This is a genomic window from Amaricoccus sp., from assembly GCF_017995835.1.
Taxonomy (GTDB): Bacteria; Pseudomonadota; Alphaproteobacteria; order Rhodobacterales; family Rhodobacteraceae; genus Amaricoccus.
In genome coordinates this window covers 1-16574 of the sequence record NZ_JAGOID010000070.1, presented here as the reverse complement: position 1 = coordinate 16574, position 16574 = coordinate 1, and the positions used below count along the sequence as shown (strand labels likewise).

The 16574-nt window shown below is 71.3% G+C and carries 14 protein-coding genes and 1 tRNA gene; 12 read left to right on the top strand and 3 right to left on the bottom strand.

Going from position 1 to position 16574, the window contains the following annotated elements; translation table 11 throughout:
* Positions 1-225 precede the first annotated feature (225 nt).
* The 4 genes from KBA23_RS11500 (at position 226) to KBA23_RS11485 (ending at position 6299) form a co-directional block, all read left to right on the top strand.
* Positions 226-1911, top strand: coding sequence for a heparinase II/III family protein (locus KBA23_RS11500; protein WP_290740976.1), 1686 nt, complete (start codon positions 226-228; stop codon positions 1909-1911).
* Between the two features lie 45 nt (positions 1912-1956).
* The gene (gene purH, locus KBA23_RS11495) at positions 1957-3546 is read left to right on the top strand and encodes a bifunctional phosphoribosylaminoimidazolecarboxamide formyltransferase/IMP cyclohydrolase (protein WP_290740973.1); all 1590 of its coding nucleotides are present in this window, start codon (positions 1957-1959) and stop codon (positions 3544-3546) included.
* Between the two features lie 270 nt (positions 3547-3816).
* Entirely contained in the window at positions 3817-5256 is a 1440-nt protein-coding gene (locus tag KBA23_RS11490; protein ID WP_290740971.1) for a hypothetical protein, read from the top strand.
* Positions 5257-5351: 95 nt separating this feature from the next.
* On the top strand, positions 5352-6299 hold the full coding sequence (locus KBA23_RS11485; RefSeq protein ID WP_290740969.1) for an MvdC/MvdD family ATP grasp protein: 948 nt from the start codon (positions 5352-5354) through the stop codon (positions 6297-6299).
* A 166-nt stretch (positions 6300-6465) separates the two neighbouring features.
* On the opposite strand, the gene KBA23_RS11480 is transcribed toward KBA23_RS11485, so the two are convergent.
* Entirely contained in the window at positions 6466-7326 is an 861-nt protein-coding gene (locus KBA23_RS11480; protein WP_290740967.1) for an N-formylglutamate amidohydrolase, read from the bottom strand.
* 127 nt (positions 7327-7453) lie between these two features.
* Here KBA23_RS11480 and KBA23_RS11475 point away from each other — a divergent pair.
* The 4 genes from KBA23_RS11475 to KBA23_RS11460 all read left to right on the top strand — a co-directional run bounded on the left by KBA23_RS11475 (position 7454) and on the right by KBA23_RS11460 (position 8776).
* A tRNA-Val gene (locus KBA23_RS11475) sits at positions 7454-7528 on the top strand.
* Positions 7529-7608: 80 nt separating this feature from the next.
* Positions 7609-7734 (top strand): type B 50S ribosomal protein L36, encoded by a 126-nt coding sequence (gene ykgO, locus KBA23_RS11470; protein WP_290740965.1) that lies wholly within the window; start codon positions 7609-7611, stop codon positions 7732-7734.
* A 269-nt stretch (positions 7735-8003) separates the two neighbouring features.
* A complete protein-coding gene (locus KBA23_RS11465) occupies positions 8004-8213 on the top strand; it encodes a DUF2945 domain-containing protein (protein WP_290740963.1) in 210 nt (69 codons plus the stop codon).
* A complete protein-coding gene (locus tag KBA23_RS11460; RefSeq protein ID WP_290740961.1) occupies positions 8213-8776 on the top strand; it encodes a DUF488 family protein in 564 nt (187 codons plus the stop codon). Before KBA23_RS11465 ends, KBA23_RS11460 begins: the two co-directional genes overlap by 1 nt.
* Before the next feature lies 1 nt (position 8777).
* On the opposite strand, the gene guaA is transcribed toward KBA23_RS11460, so the two are convergent.
* On the bottom strand, positions 8778-10337 hold the full coding sequence (gene guaA / locus KBA23_RS11455; protein ID WP_290740959.1) for a glutamine-hydrolyzing GMP synthase: 1560 nt from the start codon (positions 10335-10337) through the stop codon (positions 8778-8780).
* Between the two features lie 186 nt (positions 10338-10523).
* On the opposite strand from guaA, the gene KBA23_RS11450 reads away from it, so the two are divergent.
* Positions 10524-11702, top strand: a complete 1179-nt coding sequence (locus KBA23_RS11450) for a hypothetical protein (protein ID WP_290740957.1) — start codon at positions 10524-10526, stop codon at positions 11700-11702.
* Between the two features lie 77 nt (positions 11703-11779).
* Here KBA23_RS11450 and hspQ read toward each other — a convergent pair whose 3' ends face one another.
* On the bottom strand, positions 11780-12100 hold the full coding sequence (gene hspQ, locus KBA23_RS11445; protein ID WP_290740955.1) for a heat shock protein HspQ: 321 nt from the start codon (positions 12098-12100) through the stop codon (positions 11780-11782).
* Positions 12101-12229: 129 nt separating this feature from the next.
* Here hspQ and KBA23_RS11440 point away from each other — a divergent pair, with 129 nt between their 5' ends.
* The 3 genes from KBA23_RS11440 to mutS all read left to right on the top strand — a co-directional run bounded on the left by KBA23_RS11440 (position 12230) and on the right by mutS (position 16384).
* On the top strand, positions 12230-13114 hold the full coding sequence (locus tag KBA23_RS11440; protein ID WP_290740953.1) for an AEC family transporter: 885 nt from the start codon (positions 12230-12232) through the stop codon (positions 13112-13114).
* Positions 13115-13195: 81 nt separating this feature from the next.
* Positions 13196-13645 carry a MaoC family dehydratase gene (locus KBA23_RS11435; protein WP_290740951.1) on the top strand — a complete coding sequence of 150 codons (450 nt, stop codon included), beginning with the start codon at positions 13196-13198 and terminating at the stop codon, positions 13643-13645.
* Between the two features lie 108 nt (positions 13646-13753).
* Positions 13754-16384, top strand: coding sequence for a DNA mismatch repair protein MutS (gene mutS / locus KBA23_RS11430; RefSeq protein WP_290740979.1), 2631 nt, complete (start codon positions 13754-13756; stop codon positions 16382-16384).
* Positions 16385-16574 lie beyond the last annotated feature (190 nt).

Below are 16574 nucleotides of genomic sequence, written 5' to 3'. Positions count from 1 at the left end.
TGCCATGCCCGCATGGATTCAGAAATCCCTGCGCTTGTGGATCCCCTATCGACACAACCGCCCACCTTTTTGCCCCGGCTACCCCCGCTGCGGCCTAGGCCGCTGACATAGCTGGACTTTCGCGCCGGGACATGCTTCAGCCGGAAGCAGAAGCCCCCGGTGACAGATCGGTCGACCCGGTCTAGGCTCGGGGTGCGCGTGGGCGCGAGAGGGTTCGGGAGCGCATTGACCGACAGCACGTTCGCCGCGCGCATCCTCGCCCCTGCCGGCCGCCTGCGCGACCGGATGGCGGTCAGCCGGGCCTGGCTCGGCGTGCGAGGCGTGGCGGGCGCGGAATTGCCGGAACCGTTGCTTCTCGGCGAGGCCGATCGCGGCGCCCGCCTGGTCAGCGACGTCTGGACGGTCGCGGGACGCGAGATCGCCCTGGCGGGCCGTCCGATCTGGGACGCGGTCGGCCTCGGCCCGCGGATCGAGCCGGCGCGCCAGGGCTTCGGCTGGCTCGACGACCTCGCGGCGCTCGGAAGCCGCCCGGCCCGCACGCTCGCGCAAGGCTGGACGCAGGACTGGATCCGCCGCTTCGGCCATGGCGCGGGTCCCGGCTGGGGGCCGGAACTCGCGGGGGGTCGCGCCATGCGCTGGGTCGCCCACGCCCGGCTCTTGACCGATGGGCTCGACCGGCCGGCGGAGGCAGCGTTCTGGCGCGCGCTCGGAGCGCATCAGGGCTATCTCCTGGGCGCCTGGCGGCGGGCGGCGGCCGGCCTGCCGCGGCTTCGGGCGCTGGCGGGACTGGTCTGGACCGGGCGCGTCCTGCCCCACGCCGGGGCCGGCGCCGCGATCGACCGCCTCGGCGCGCTCGCCGAGGCGATGGTCGCCAGCGAGGGCGAGCTTGCCTCGCGCAGCCCCGAGGATCTCGCCCGGACCCTGGCGCTGCTGACCTGGACGGCGCGGCTTCTCGAGGACCGCGACGGCGGCGCGTCGCCGGCGCATCTCGGCGCGATCGTGCGCCTCGTCCCGACCCTGCGGCCGCTGCGCATGGGCGACGGCGGGGTGGCGCGCTTTCACGGCGGCGGCGCCTGGGACCCCGTCAGGATCGACAAGGCGCTCGCCGAGCTTCGGCTGGAGACCCAGCCGCGGCCGCGGCTTCCGATGGGCTTCGCCCGCCTGACCGGCGGTCGGACCGTCCTGATCATGGACGCGGCCGCGCCGCCCGCGGCAGAGGCCGCCTCGCGCGCCCATGCCGGCACGCTCGCCTTCGAGATGAGCGTCGGGCGGCAGCCGCTGGTGGTGAACCAGGGTCCGGGCCGGTCCTTCGGCGCCGACGCCGCGCTCGCCGCGCGGCAGACCTCCGCCCATTCGACCGTCGAGGTCGACGGCGCCTCCTCGGCCCGGTTCGTGGCTGGGGCGCTGGCCTCGGGCCCGTCGCTTGTCTCGGTGCGGCTGGCGCAGGACGCGTCCGGGATGTGGCTCCTCGCCACGCAGGACGGCTATGTCGCAAGCAGGGGCTTGCTGCACGAGCGCCGGATCTTCGTCGACGCCCGCGGGGCCGAGACGCGGGGCGAGGAGATCCTGACGGTGACCGACGCGCGCGCCCGCGAAACGTTCGATCGCGCGGCGCAGGCTGGCGGCGGCCGGCTCGGCTTCGCGGCCCGGTTCCACCTCCACCCGGACGTGGCGGTCCTCGAGGATGAACCGCAGGCGCCGCTCCTGAAGCTGCCCGGCGGCGAGGCCTGGGAGTTCCGCGCCGGCGGCGGCGAGGTCAGCGTCGAGGAATCGATCTACTACGACGCCGCCGCCGCGGCTCCGCGACCATCCCGGCAGGTGGTTGTGCGCTCCGAGGTGGTCGAGTATCTGGGCCAGGTCACCTGGTCCTTCCTCCGTGTCCTCGACGCGCCGAGGGCCGCCCGGGCCTGACCGCGCCGCGGCGCGGGGCCCGCATCTCGGAGCCGACGCACCCGAATGCCCGAACAGTTCATCAAGATTTCCCGCGCGCTGCTGTCGGTCTCCGACAAGACCGGCCTCCTGCCCCTCGCCGCCCGGCTGGCCGGGGCGGGGGTGGAGATCCTCTCGACCGGCGGCACCGCCGCCATGCTCCGCGAAGGCGGCGTGCCGGTGCGCGACGTGGCGGACGTGACGGCCTTTCCGGAGATGCTGGGCGGGCGCATCAAGACCCTGCATCCGGCGGTCCACGGCGGCCTGCTGGCGTTGCGCGACGATCCCGACCACCGCGCCGCGCTGGCCGAGCACGGCATCGGCGAGATCGACCTCCTCGTCGTGAACCTCTATCCGTTCGAGGCGACGGCGGCGAGCGGCGCCGACTACGCCACCTGCGTCGAGAACATCGACATCGGCGGGCCGGCGATGCTGCGGGCGGCGGCCAAGAACCACGCCTTCGTCACCGTTCTGACCGACGTGGCGGACTATGCGCCGTTCCTCGCCGAGTTCGAGCGGACCGGGGGCGGGACGGGCATCGGCTTCCGACGGGCCTGCGCGCTTACCGCCTATGGACGGACGGCCGCCTACGACGCGCGGGTGACAAGCTGGCTCGCCGAGGCGATCGGCGAGGCGACGCCGCGACGGCGCGTGTTCTCGGGCCGGCTGGCGCAAGGACTGCGCTACGGCGAGAATCCGCACCAGCGCGCGGCCTTCTACGTCGACGGGTCGCAGTCGGGGATCGCGGGCGCGCATCAGCACCAGGGCAAGGAGCTTTCTTACAACAACATCAACGACGCCGACGCCGCGTGGGAACTCGCCGCGGCGTTCCCGGCGGACGAAGGCCCCGCCTGCGTCATCGTCAAGCACGCCAATCCCTGCGGCGTGGCGTGCGAAGGCACGCTGGAGGCGGCCTATCGCGCGGCTTACGATTGCGACCGGGTGTCGGCGTTCGGGGGCGTGGTCGCCTTCAATTCCGAGCTGGACGCCGCCGCGGCCGCGGCGGTGGCCGAGATCTTCACCGAGGTGGTGATCGCGCCGTCGGTGTCTTCCGACGCGGCGGCGATGCTGGCGACGCGCAAGAACCTGCGCCTGCTGACCGCCGGCGCCGCCCCCGACCCGGCAGCGCCGGGCCTCGCCTGGCGCCAGGTCGCCGGCGGTTTCCTCGTGCAGGAGCGCGACGCGGGCCGCATCGACGCCGCGACGTTGCAGGTGGTGACGAAGCGCGCGCCGACCGAGGCGGAGCTGGCGGACCTGCTGTTCGCTTGGCGGGTCGCCAAGCACGTTAAGTCGAACGCCATCGTCTACGCACGCGGCGGCGCGACGGTGGGGATCGGGGCCGGCCAGATGAGCCGCGTGGACAGCGCCCGCATCGCGGCGCGCAAGGCGGCCGACATGGCCGAGGCGCTCGGCCTCGCCGAGCCACCGACGATCGGCTCTGTCGTCGCCTCGGACGCATTCTTTCCCTTTCCCGACGGCGTGCTGACCCTCGCCGAGGCAGGCGCGACGGCGGTGATCCAGCCCGGCGGATCGCTGCGCGACGCCGAGGTGATCGCCGCCGCGGACGCGGCGGGCATCGCCATGGTGTTCACCGGGATGCGGCACTTCCGGCACTGAGCGCGGGGCGGTCGAACGTCGGCGAAGCTGTCAACAGGCGTGCCGGCGCCTTGCGTGGGATCGCCGATCCCACCGTGGGCCCGAGGCGAGAGTGTGCGCGCCACGCGCGTAGACTGTTTCCAGGGGGCGCCGTCTGTGATATGATGCACTGAAGTCTGCAAAGCAATTCTGGCTGGCGAATTGACGCTGGCGCATGGGATCTCGCGAAATATCGTGCGTGACGAGTAGAAGGCAGAAGGACTCCATTTCAGAGATAGCGGGGAATGCAAGATGGCGATTGCTCCTCAACTTCGCACGGCGAAGGCCGCCGCCGAACGTGACCTGATGAAGATCGAAGGCGTGACCGGGGTCGGCATCGGCGAGAAGATCAAGGACGGCAAACGCACCGGCGAGATGTCGGTTCGGGTCTACGTCGAGAAGAAACTGCCCAAGAGCAAGGTTCCCCAGAACGAGATGATCCCGGCGACGATCGACGGCGTCCCGACCGACGTGATCGAGCGCAAGTTCGTGCTTCACACCATGCGGGTGTCGCTGCGGGATCTTCGCGCCATGGCCGACGCCGGGACCTACGACCCGCTGACCGGCGGCATCAGCGTCGGGCCATGCCGGGCCATCAACGGCTTCGTCTATGTCGGCACGCTCGGCCTCGTGGTCGAGGACAACAGCACCGGCGATCCTATGATGCTGTCCAATTTCCACGTGATGTGCGTGAACAACGGCTGGAGCGCCGGCGACACGATGGCGCAACCGAGCCGCGTGGACGGCGGCGCATGTCCCTCGGACGTTGTAGGCGAACTGACCCGCGCGACGCTCGGCGGACAGGTCGACGGCGCGGTGTCGCGGATCACGGCCCGCAGCCACGATTGCCGCATCACGGAGATCGGCAACGTCACCGGCACGGCGGCGGCGGTGGATGGCGAGGCGGTGCGCAAGCGTGGCCGCACGACCGGGTTGACCTATGGCTTCGTCGACGACCTCGCGCTGACCGTGACCATCGACTACGAGCAGGACGTCGGCAACGTCACGCTCTCGAACCAGATCGGCATCGAGGTCGACAGCGCGCAGAGCACGCAGTTCGGCAACTCGGGAGATTCCGGCTCGGTCGTGGTGAACGCCAACGGAGAGGTGATCGGCCTCTACTTCGCCGGCACCGACGACGGCTCCTACGGGGTGGCGAACCCGATCGCCTCGGTTTTCGGGGCGCTGGACGTGCGGCTCTGCCAGCCGCAAATCGTCACGGCGCCTTGGCTCGACGCGCCGCGAACCAATCCGTGGCAGGACGACCTGCAAACCATCGTCTGGCTGGATCAGATTGACACGCTCTGGGAGACCTCGCCCTGGCGCGACCAATGGGGCACCCCGAACAAGCGATTCGACGACGTCAAGAACCCGTCCGGGTACGACACCCTGATGGAGACGATCCAGGAGGGCGGCGGCCTGACGTGGCAGGAGCAGGGCGGGTTCACCTGGCAGGAAGAAGGCGGGCTCACCTTGCAGGAGGAAGGCGGCTTCTTCGATCCCGGCGCGCCGGTCACGCGCCCGCCGAACCTTCCGGGCGGCCGGACGCCCTTCTCGATGGCGACCCCGCACCATGCCTCCGGAGCGGCGCGTTTCGAGAGGGACAGGGGAGGCGGCGATCTCGACGCCGAGATCGAGCAGGCACGCGAGTATCTCAGGACGCTCGAGGCGCGGCGCCGCCGGGACCGCTAGCGCCGAGCCCGATCCGGCAGGCCCGGGCCTGCCGGGCGCAGCTTCAGCCGAAACGGGCGGCGCGCGCCGCCCCTTGCGACCAGCGGGGCGCCACCTTGATCCTGATCATCTCTCATACCGGCGACGCGCACGCCGTGGCTGTCGGCCAGGCGTTGCAGGCGCGGGGCTGGACGCCCGTGCTGCTCGACCTGAGCAGATTTCCCGATCCCATGTCGCTGGAGTTGCGCTACGGCGGGGCCCGGTCGGGCGAGGTCCTGATGCGCGATTCGTCGTGGGGCGACGTAGATCTGGCCGAATGCCGCGCCACCTGGTGGCGTAGGCCGCAGCCCTTCCGGCCACCCGCGGACGTGGCGGACCCGGTCTTGCGCGCCTTCGCGATGAACGAGGCGCGCGAGATGTTCGGCGGGCTCTGGAGCCTCATCGGCGGCGCGTGGATCAACGATCCGCAGCGCGACGACCTCGCGCACCGCAAGTCCTGGCAACTGCGCGCCGCCGCGGCCGCCGGGCTGACGACGCCCGAGACCCTGATCACCAACTCGCCGCGCGCCGCCCGCGCGTTCATCGCCGGACGCGCACCCGGACGGACGGTGTTCAAGGCGTTCTCCGGCACGCCCAGCGCCTGGCGCGAGACCCGGCTCGTCGGCCCGGCCGAGATCGAACGCCTCGACCTCGTGCAGGTCGCTCCTGTGATCTTCCAGGAGTATGTGGCGGGCGTCGACATCCGCGTGACCGTGATCGGGGATCGTCTCTTTTCCGCCGAGATCGACATAGGCGACGGCGACTATCCCGTGGATTTCCGGATGAACTACGACCACATCCGCATCCGCGAGACCAGTCTGCCCGCAGAGATCGAGGCTGGCGTCCGCGCGCTGATGCGAAACCTCGGGCTGGTCTACGGCGCCATCGACTTTCGCCGTACTCCAGAGGGTCGGCACATCTTCCTCGAGATCAACCCGGCCGGGCAGTGGATGTTCATCGAGGCCCAGACGCGGCAGCCCCTGACCGAGGCGATGGCCGACGAACTGATCGCCCTGCACGGCTGATACCGCTTCCGTCTGAAGGCTTCGGCGTCAAAGGTTTACGGCGGATCCTTCGGGCCCCCGGGGATCGCGGCCTCGGCCTTACCGGCCCCTCCGCCTCGCTCCGCGAACCGGCTCCTCGAGCCTCGACATTCTGCTTCCCTCCGGGCGCAGACTGCCGGCCAGGCGGCTACTCGGCGGCGATGGAGGCCGGCCGCGGGCCGATCCGAGCCAGTTCCGCCGCGACGCCCGCCACGAGCGCGCGCAGTTCGCCGAAGCCGCGTAGCTTCTCGACACGCGCCTCGTCCATGTAGAGGCTGCGGTCGAGTTCGATCTGCAACGCCTGAACGCCGGCGGCGGGCCGGCCGTAGGCCTGGGTGATGTGCCCGCCAGCGAAGGGAGCGTTGCGCGCGACGACGAACCCGGCGGCGGCGAAGATGTCGGTGGCGGCGTCGATCAGCCAGCGGTCGCAGGCGGCGCCGAAGCGGTCGCCGAGCACGACGTTCGGCCGACGTCCGCGGACCGTCGGCGCGGAGGCGAGCGCATCGCGCGGCATGGAGTGGCAGTCGTAGAGGATCGCGAGCCCGAATCGCGCGCGGCTCTCGTCGAGGAGGCCACGCAGGCGGGCGTGATACGGGTGGTAGTAGGCGGCGAGGCGACGCTGCGCCTCGGCGAGCGGCAGCTTGCCGTCGACGATCGGGCGGCCCTCGGCGACCACCCGGGGGATCACCCCGAGGCCAGCGGCTATGCGGGGGTTGAGGAAGCGCCGGGTGGCGCCGTGGATCAGCGCCGGGTCGAGGTCGTCGGGGGCGCGGTTGAGATCGACGCAGGCCCGCGGCATCCGGGCGGCGAGGAGCGGCGCGCCGAAGGCGGGGGCGTCGGCGAATATCTCGTCGACGAAGGCGTCCTCGGAGGAGCGGAGCTGCTCGAGGGAGAGCCGCGGCGGCGTCGGGAAGGCGGCGCGGTAGTCGCGGCCGCTGTGGGGAGAGCTGAAGACGGCGCATGAGGCGCGCTCGACCGGCAGCGCGAGGTGGTAGACAGGTTCCGACATGACGCTCCCGCAAGGCCTGGCCGGGAGACTATAGGCTCTCTCGCGCGCGCGGCAAAATGTCTTGAACCCGCCGGGCCGCCGCCATATAGACGGCGCGACGTCCGGACTCCCGCGTGTCCGGACGAAAGGGCGTATAGCTCAGCGGGAGAGCACTACGTTGACATCGTAGGGGTCACTGGTTCGATCCCAGTTACGCCCACCATTCACCTCCCCTCCGGGGGATGACAGCAACCCGAGGCGCAGGGGTCCGCTCCCCGCGCGCCGCGACAGAGGAGAGAGGCCATGAAGGTCGTCAACTCGCTTCGCTCCCTCAAGGCGCGCCACCGCGACTGCCAGGTCGTGCGCCGCAAGGGGCGTGTCTACGTGATCAACAAGACCCAGCGTCGCTTCAAGGCGCGCCAGGGCTGATCCCGGACCGATTCTGACGAGGCCGCGCCCGGCGACGGGCGCGGCCTCGTCGTTTCCGGGCGCCGGGAATGCCGCAGGCCCCGAAGCGTCCGCACAACGCCAGTTTGGCTCGCTCGATGCAGCGATGGACGAAGCCGCGGGCAGACTGCGGGCCTGCGGGGTCCACGCCTCGGCGGGTTGACCGCTGCGGAGTCGACGCCGGCCGCAACTCCGCCGAACTGGAACAATCGCTGCGGGCCTGCATTAGTCTGGCATGATCGGAGGAAATCATGACCAGATACTCTGTCGGCGACCATGTGAGCTGGAATTCGGAGGCGGGCCGCGTCAGCGGCAAGATCATCAAGGTCCACCTGAGCGACTTCGACTACAAGGGCCACCGTCACCGTGCCTCGAAGGACGAGCCGCAGTATGAGATCAGGAGCGACAGGACCGATCACATCGCCGCACACAAGGAAGGCGCGCTGACGAAGATCGACTGATGGCGGCGAGGTTCACGACGATCGGCCATTCCGCCCGCAGCCTCGACGAGTTCCTTGGCATGCTCCGCGCGGCACGGGTCGATCTGCTGGTAGACGTGCGGTCCTTCCCGCGTTCACGGGCCAACCCGGCCTACAATATCGAGCGATTGCCGGAAGACCTCGCCGCCATGCAGATCGGCTATCGTCACTGTCCCGCCCTTGGCGGGCGGCGACCGAGACAGGCCGGCGTCGACGAGAGCCTCAACGCCGCCTGGCGCGTGCAGAGCTTTCACAACTATGCCGACTACGCGCTGGGCGCCGAGTTTGCCGCCGGCTTCGGGGAACTGCTGTCCTTCGGTCGCGACCGGAGGCTGGCCCTGATGTGTTCGGAGGCGGTCTGGTGGCGATGCCATCGCCGCATCATCGCCGACCATCTGCTTCTGAACGGCCACGCCGTGGATCATCTGATGGGGCCGGGCCACACCGACGCCGCCACGCCAACCCCCGGCGCGCGGCGAACTCCTGACGGCAGGGTCGTCTATCCGCGATCGCTTCGACCCGACGAAGGCAGGCCCTCGGCCTGACTCACTCCCACTCGATCGTCCCCGGCGGCTTCGACGTTATGTCGTAGGTGACGCGATTCACCCCCTTCACCTCGCCCACGATCCGCGTCGCCGTCTCGCCAAGGAAGGCGTGGGTGAAGGGGTAGTAGTCCGCCGTCATGCCGTCGACCGACGTCACCGCCCGGAGCGCCAGCGCGTAGTCGTAGCTGCGGCCGTCGCCCATGACCCCGACGGTGCGGACAGGCAGCAGGACGGCGAAAGCCTGCCAGATTTCGTCGTAGAGTCCGTGGCGGCGGATCTGGTCGAGATAGACGGCGTCGGCCTTGCGCAGGATCTCCAGGCGGTCGCGGGTGATCTCGCCGGGACAACGGATGGCGAGGCCGGGGCCGGGGAAGGGGTGGCGGCCGACGAAGGCGGCCGGCAGGCCGAGTTCGCGGCCGAGCGCCCGAACCTCGTCCTTGAACAGCTCGCGCAGCGGCTCGACGAGGCGGAGGTTCATCCGCTCGGGCAGGCCGCCGACGTTGTGGTGGCTCTTGATGGTGACCGAGGGGCCGCCCGAGAAACTGACGCTCTCGATCACGTCGGGGTAGAGCGTGCCCTGGGCGAGAAAGGCGACGTCGCCGACCTCGGCCGCCTTCTCCTCGAAGATCTCGATGAAGAGCCGGCCGATGGTCTTTCGCTTGACCTCGGGGTCGGTGACGCCCGCGAGCGCGGCGAGGAAGCGCTCGCCCTCGTCGGCGTGGATCAGCGGGATGCTGTAGTGATCGCGGAAGAGGCGCACGACCTCCTCGGCCTCGCCCATGCGCATCATGCCGGTGTCGACGAAGACGCAGGTGAGCCGGTCGCCGATCGCCTCGTGGATCAGCACCGCGGCGACCGAGCTGTCGACTCCGCCGGACAGGGCGCAGAGGACGCGGGCCGAGCCGACCTGATCGCGAATCCTCGCGATCGCCTCGTCCTTGTAGGCGGCCATCGACCAGTCGCCGCGGAAGCCGGCCAGGTCGGTGAAGTTCTTCAGGAGCCGCGCCCCGTGCGGGGTGTGGTGCACCTCGGGGTGGAACTGCACGGCATAGAAGCGGCGGGACGGATCGGCGACGATCGCGAAGGGGGCGTTCGGCGACGCGCCCGCCACACGGAAGCCGGGCGCGAGCGCGGTGACGCGGTCGCCGTGGCTCATCCAGACCTCCTCGCGGCCGTCCTCGAAGAGGCCGGCGAACAGCGGATCGGCGGCGTCGACGGGCGTCACCAGCGCCCGGCCGAACTCGGCGTGGTGGCCGGCCTCCACCTTGCCGCCGAGCTGGGCCATCATCGTCTGCTGGCCGTAGCAGATGCCGAGCACCGGGACGCCGAGGGTGAAGATCTCGGGCGCGGCGCGGGGGCTGCCGTCCTCGGTGACGGAGGCCGGGCCGCCGGAGAGGATCACCGCCTGCGGCGCGAACGCGGCGAGGAAGGCGGCGTCGACCTTCTGGAACGGATGGATCTCGGCGTAGATCGACGCCTCGCGCAGCCGCCGGGCGATCAGTTGGGTGACCTGGCTGCCGAAATCGACGACAAGAAGGCGCTGGTGCTGGGGCTCGCTCATGGACGGTGCTTAAGGCTCCGGCGGCACGGCTTCAACCTTCCCCGTATCCATCCCCGCCTCCGCCGGATATGTGGCGTCGAGACGACCGAAGCGCCCGTCGCCGAGGGGCAGACTGCGCCGCCGCACTCCTTCGTGGCGGCGCGGCCGGCCTTGCACGAAGCGACCTTCTCGAACTGGAGACGCAGGATGCCACGACGTTCCGAAACCGGGCCTGACGACAGCGGTCGAGCGTGCGGCGGCTCGCTGACCTGGCGCGAGCTGCCAGCCATCCCGGCCAACGCCAGCGCCTGGAACGACGCGATCCCCGTCGGCGAGGCCTGGTGGCGGCAGATCGGCCTCGCCGGCCCGATCGCCGGCGTCCATGGCGACTACCTGCTTGTCGGCGGCGGCGCCAACCTGCCCGAGCCGGGCAGGACGACGATTGCGGCCACGAGCCTCGGCAAGGTCTACTGGAACGAGCTCTTCGTCCTGGACCTCACCCGGGAAGTCTGGCTCGACACGCCCCTGACCATGCCCGCCGCGGTCGGCTACGCCGCGACCGTCAGCCTGCCCGAGGGGGTGCTGGTGATCGGCGGCGAGGGCTTCGCCGACGGGCCGAACGGTTCGAAGCTCGCCGGGGTCGCGACCTTCGCCGACGTCTTCCTGATGCGGTTCGATCCCGCACGGCAGGAGGTCGCCTACGAGGCCTGTCCCCCGCTGCCCGCCGCCAGCAGCTCGGGCGCGGCCGCACTCCTCGGGCGCACCGTCTACTATCAGACCGGCAAGGACTTCCTCGCGCTCGACGTCGACAACCTCGCGGCCGGCTGGCAGGCGCTGCCCGCGTGGCCCGGCGCGCCACGCGACACCGCCGTCGCCGCCGCGGTCGGCGGCAAGGTGCTGATCGCCACCGGCCGCACCCAGGTGGACGGCGTCTGGCGCATCCACAGGGACGCCTTCGCCTTCGACCCCGCAACCGGCACTTGGGAGACCCTACCCGACATGCCGTTCCCGGCGATGGCGGGCGCGGGCTTCGGGGTCGGGAACAGGCTGGTGATCGTTGGCGGCGACAAGGACGTGGCGCGCTGGGATCTCGTCACCGGCTTCGCCTCACGGCGCGCCGGTCTCGAAGCCGGCACGCCCGAATGGGAGAAGCTCGGCGCCGCGCTCCAGATGATCGCCGACCACCATGTCGGCTTCAACACCGAGATCCTCGCCTACGACATCGAGGATGGCGCCTGGAGCGTGATCGGCCGCTTCCCCGGCCCCGCCCCGGTGACCACCCAGCCCGTCGTCTGGCAGGGCCAGCTGATCCTTCCGAGCGGCGAGGTCCGCCCGGGCGTTCGCTCGCCCAAGGTGTGGATCGGCGACGTCGACGTCTCGGGGTGACCATCGACCGTGCTCCCGCTACCCGGGAACGCTTGCCGGCCTTCTCGTGCCGGGGCGAGCAAGGCCCCGGCGCGGTCTCAGTGCAGGTGGCCCTCGACCGCGTAGCGGCGGCCGCCCTCGTCCAGCGGGCCGAACATCTCGGCCACCTCCGGATGGTCGACCGGCTCGCCCGAATCATCGCTCACGAGGTTCTGCTCGGAGACATATGCCACGTAGTACGTCGTCTCGTTCTCGGCCAGCAGGTGATAGAACGGCTGGTCCTTGCGCGGACGGCTTTCTTCTGGGATGGATTCCCACCATTCCTCGGTGTTGTTGAAGCTCGGGTCGACGTCGAAGACGACGCCGCGGAACGGGTGAACCCGATGCCTCACCACCTGACCCAAGGCGAACTTCGCCATCGTCTCCATGACTGACCCACGCGCCCGCATGACTGACCATCGACCAGCATACAAGCAGCAGGGCGCAGTGTCCATCGAGCGCCCACGGAATTTGCCGCAGTGCGGTAAACCCGCAGGATCGCGCCGACCATGACGCTGCTGCTGGAGGTGGCGCAGATCGTCGCGCCGGTGTTCCTGATCGCGGCGATCGGCTACGCGTGGGTGCGGGTCCTCGGCTGGGGCTACGACGTCGAGTTCGTCAGCCGCCTGTCGATGACGCTGTCGACGCCCTGCCTGATCTTCATGGCGCTGGTGCGCAGCCAGGTCGAGCCGGAGCTGTTGCGCGACACGGTCGCGGCGGCGATCGCCGCCTACGTCGTGGTCGGCGTCGCGGTCTGGGGGCTCCTGCGCGCGCTCGACCTCGACATCCAGACCTTCTGGGCGCCGCTCAGCTTCGGCAACACCGGCAATCTCGGCCTGCCGATCGCGCTGTTCGCCTTCGGGCAGCTCGGCTTCGACATGGCGGTGGTGATCTTCGCGGTGATGGCGATCATGTCGTTCACCTTCGGCGTCTGGGTGGTCGCGGGCGGCGGCAATCCGCTGAACGCGGTGCGCGAGCCGCTGGTCTGGGGTGCCGTGGCGGGGTCGGTGTTCCTGGCGATGGGCTGGAGCGTGCCGCCCCCGCTCGCGGGCTCGCTCGATCTCGTCGGCCAGATGGCGATTCCGCTGATGCTGATCACCCTCGGCGTGGCGATCTCGCGGCTCCAGCCGCGGGCGCTCGGGCGGGCGTTCTGGCTCTGCCTCGTCAAGCTCGCGATCTGCACCGCGGCGCCGCTGGCCGTGGGCTTCGCCTTCGGGTTGCCGCGGCTTGCGCTCGGCGTGCTGGTGCTCCAGGTCTCGACGCCGGTGGCGGTCACCTCCTACATGCTGGCGAACAAGTTCAACGCCCGCCCCGACGAGGTGGCGGGGCTCGTCGTCGTGTCGACCCTGATGTCGGTCGTGACGATCCCGGCGACACTCGCCTTCTTCCTCTGATCGCGGGCGCGCGGGCCGGTCGCGGCGATTGCCCCGGCCCGTCCGCTGCGCGATGCTGCGCCGTCGCGGACGGAGGACGGAATGACAGGGCGGCTTCATCTCGAGGATCTCCACGAGGGCCAGCGCTTCGTCAGCGCCGGCCGCACGCTGACGGCGGAGGAGATCATCGCCTTCGCCCGCGACTACGACCCGCAGCCCTTCCACACGGACGAAGCGGCGGCCGCAGGCTCGTTCTTCGGCGGGCTGGTCGCCAGCGGCTGGCACACGGCGGCCGTCACCATGCGCCTCCTGACCGAGAGCCTGCCGTTCGCCGGCGGCGTGATCGGGGCGGGGGGCGATCTCTCCTGGCCGGGCCCGACCCGCCCCGGCGACGCGCTCCACGTCGAGACGACCGTCGAGAAGGTCACCCCCTCGCGCTCGCGCCCCGACCGCGGCATGGCGTCGCTGCGCATCGAGACCAGGAACCAGCGCGGCGAGATCGCTCAGCTCTTCCGCGTCAACGTCATCGCTTTCCGCCGCCCGGCGCCGTAGGCGCGCGCGTTCCGCCGGCGCCACCCCCATTGGCGCGCCGGTCCGAGCCTGTATAACCGCCTCCGACCGGAGCGGGACGGACGGGCCTTGAGCGACACCCCCTCGCCGATGATGGCGCAGTACCTCGGCATCAAGGCCGGACACGCGGATTCGCTCCTCTTCTACCGCATGGGCGACTTCTACGAGCTGTTCTTCGACGACGCCGTCGCCGCCTCGGCCGCCCTCGACATCGCGCTGACCAAGCGCGGCCTGCACCAGGGCGAGGACATCCCGATGTGCGGCGTCCCGGTCCATGCCGCCGACGGCTACCTGCTGACCCTGATCCGCAAGGGCTTCCGCGTCGCCGTCTGCGAGCAGATGGAGGATCCGGCCGAGGCCCGCAGGCGCGGCGCGAAGTCCGTCGTCCGCCGCGAGGTCGTCCGCGTCGTCACCCCGGGCACCCTGACCGAGGAATCCCTCCTCGAACCCCGCCGCGCCAACTACCTCGCCGCCTTCGCCGAGATCCGTGGCGAGGGCGCCTTCGCCTGGGCCGACGTCTCGACCGGCGAACTCGCCGTGGCCGCCTGCCCTCGCGCCCGCCTCGGCCCGATGCTCGCCCGCCTCGCCCCGCGCGAGGTCCTCGTTCCCGACACGCTGGAGCCCGAGCTGCGCGACCTCGTCGCCGAGACCGGCGCCGTCGCCGCCCCCCTCGCACGGGCGAGCTTCGACAGTGCTGCCGGCGCCGCCCGCGCCGCGAACGCCTTCGGCGTCGCCTCGCTCGACGCTTTCGGCGCCTTCGACCGCGCCGAGACCGCCGTGCTCGGGGCCCTCGTCGACTACCTCGAGCTTACCCAGAAGGGCCGGCTCCCGCTCCTGCGCCCGCCCGTGCGCGAAACCCCGGGCGGGACGATGGCCATCGACGCCGCAACCCGCCGCAACCTCGAGCTCGTCCGCGCCCTCGACGGCGGCCGCGACGGCTCGCTCGTCGCCACCATCGACCGCACCCTGACCGGCGCCGGCGGCCGCCTGCTCGAAGCCCGCCTCGGCGCCCCCTCGACCGACGTCGGCCTGATCCGCGCCCGCCAGCAGGCCGTCGCCCACCTCGTCGACGACCCCGACCGCCTGCGTGCGCTCCGCGACGCGCTGCGCCGCGCCCCCGACCTCGAACGCGCGCTCGCCCGCCTCGCCCTCGACCGCGGCGGCCCGCGCGACCTAGCCGCCGTCCGCGACGCGCTCGCCGCCGCCGCCCGCCTGCGCGAGGCGCTGCTCGCCGACCCGCCGGCCACGCCGCCCGCGGCCCTCGGCGAAGCCGCCGCCGCGCTGACCGGCCCCGCCGGCCTCCAGACCCGCCTCGACGCCGCCCTCGTCCCCGACCCGCCCGCGCTCCTGCGCGACGGCGGCCTCGTCGCCGCCGGCCATGACGCGGAACTCGACGAGACCCGCCGCCTCCGCGACCAGGGCCGCGGCGTGATCGCCGAGCTCCAGGGCGAATACGTCCGCGAGAGCGGCATCGCGGCGCTGAAGATCCGGCACAACAACGTCCTCGGCTACCACATCGAGACCCCGGCCACCCACGCCGAGAAGATGCTGTCGCCGCCGCTCTCGGCCCTCTTCGTCCACCGCCAGACCACCGCCAACGCGCTGCGCTTCACCACGCTGGCGCTCGCCGAGATCGAGAAGCGCATCCTCGGCGCCGCCGACGCCGCCCTCGCCATCGAGCGCCGCGTCTTCGCCGAACTGCGCGCCGCCGTCCTCGCCGAGGCCGGCGCGCTCGGTGCGCTGGCCCGCGCCACGGCCGGGATCGACGTCGCCTGCGGCCTCGCCGACCTCGCCCGCGCCGAGGACTGGACCGCGCCAGAGATCACCCCCGACCGCGCCTTCGATGTCACCGCCGGCCGCCACCCCGTCGTCGAGGCCGCGCTGCGCCGCGGCGGCGGGGCCTTCGTCGCCAACGACTGCGAGGCCGGGGCGGGCGTCCCCGGCGCCCGCCCGCTCTGGCTGATCACCGGCCCCAACATGGCCGGCAAGTCGACCTTTCTGCGCCAGAACGCGCTGATCGCCATCCTCGCCCAGATCGGCTCCTTCGTCCCGGCGGCCGCCGCCCGCATCGGCGTCGTCGACCAACTCTTCTCCCGCGTCGGCGCTGCCGACGACCTCGCCCGCGGCCGCTCCACCTTCATGGTCGAGATGGTCGAGACCGCCGCCATCCTGAACCAGGCCGGCCCCGGCGCCCTCGTCATCCTCGACGAGATCGGCCGCGGCACCGCCACCTATGACGGGCTCTCGATCGCCTGGGCGGTGCTCGAACACCTCCACGACGCCAACCGCTGCCGCGCGCTCTTCGCCACGCACTACCACGAGCTGACCGCGCTCGCCTCGAAGCTGCCGGGGCTGAGGAACGCCACCGTCGCCGTCCGCGAATGGAAGGGCGAGGTCGTCTTCCTGCACGAGGTGTGCGAGGGCGCCGCCGATCGCTCCTATGGCGTGCAGGTCGCCCGCCTCGCCGGCCTGCCGCCCGCGGTCCTCGACCGCGCCCGCGCCATTCTCGACACGCTGGAGAAGGGCGAGCGCGAGCCCTCGGCCCGGGCCCGCGCTCTCCTCGACGACCTCCCCCTGTTCAGCGCCGCCGCCACGCCTGCGCCGCCGGCCGCCCTCCCGGCCTCGGCCGTGGAGTCCCGCCTGCGCGAGGCCCACCCGGACGAACTCACCCCGCGCGAGGCCCTCGCCCTCGTCTACGAACTCCGCGCGCTCCTCGATTGATACCGGCGAGCTCATGAAACGGCTCGCGGACCTTTTTGGCCTTTGACATTTTTATCGTGTGTACTCAGGTAGTTACCCTATCTATCAGTAACCGGGGCAAAAAGGTGGGCGGTTGTGTCGATAGGGGATCCACAAGCGCAGGGATTTCTGAATCCATGCGGGCATGGCAGGAGCCCCACCAGATATCGAT

Excerpts from the sequence above, each read along its gene's own strand:
- KBA23_RS11465 (WP_290740963.1), top strand. The coding sequence starts at position 8,004 with ATGACCAGATACTCTGTCGGCGACCATGTGAGCTGGAATTCGGAGGCG.
- hspQ (WP_290740955.1), bottom strand. The coding sequence starts at position 12,100 with ATGGCGAAGTTCGCCTTGGGTCAGGTGGTGAGGCATCGGGTTCACCCG.
- KBA23_RS11460 (WP_290740961.1), top strand. The coding sequence starts at position 8,213 with ATGGCGGCGAGGTTCACGACGATCGGCCATTCCGCCCGCAGCCTCGAC.
- purH (WP_290740973.1), top strand. The coding sequence starts at position 1,957 with ATGCCCGAACAGTTCATCAAGATTTCCCGCGCGCTGCTGTCGGTCTCC.
- KBA23_RS11490 (WP_290740971.1), top strand. The coding sequence starts at position 3,817 with ATGGCGATTGCTCCTCAACTTCGCACGGCGAAGGCCGCCGCCGAACGT.
- guaA (WP_290740959.1), bottom strand. The coding sequence starts at position 10,337 with ATGAGCGAGCCCCAGCACCAGCGCCTTCTTGTCGTCGATTTCGGCAGC.
- ykgO (WP_290740965.1), top strand. The coding sequence starts at position 7,609 with ATGAAGGTCGTCAACTCGCTTCGCTCCCTCAAGGCGCGCCACCGCGAC.
- mutS (WP_290740979.1), top strand. The coding sequence starts at position 13,754 with ATGATGGCGCAGTACCTCGGCATCAAGGCCGGACACGCGGATTCGCTC.
- KBA23_RS11480 (WP_290740967.1), bottom strand. The coding sequence starts at position 7,326 with ATGTCGGAACCTGTCTACCACCTCGCGCTGCCGGTCGAGCGCGCCTCA.
- KBA23_RS11435 (WP_290740951.1), top strand. The coding sequence starts at position 13,196 with ATGACAGGGCGGCTTCATCTCGAGGATCTCCACGAGGGCCAGCGCTTC.
- KBA23_RS11450 (WP_290740957.1), top strand. The coding sequence starts at position 10,524 with ATGCCACGACGTTCCGAAACCGGGCCTGACGACAGCGGTCGAGCGTGC.
- KBA23_RS11440 (WP_290740953.1), top strand. The coding sequence starts at position 12,230 with ATGACGCTGCTGCTGGAGGTGGCGCAGATCGTCGCGCCGGTGTTCCTG.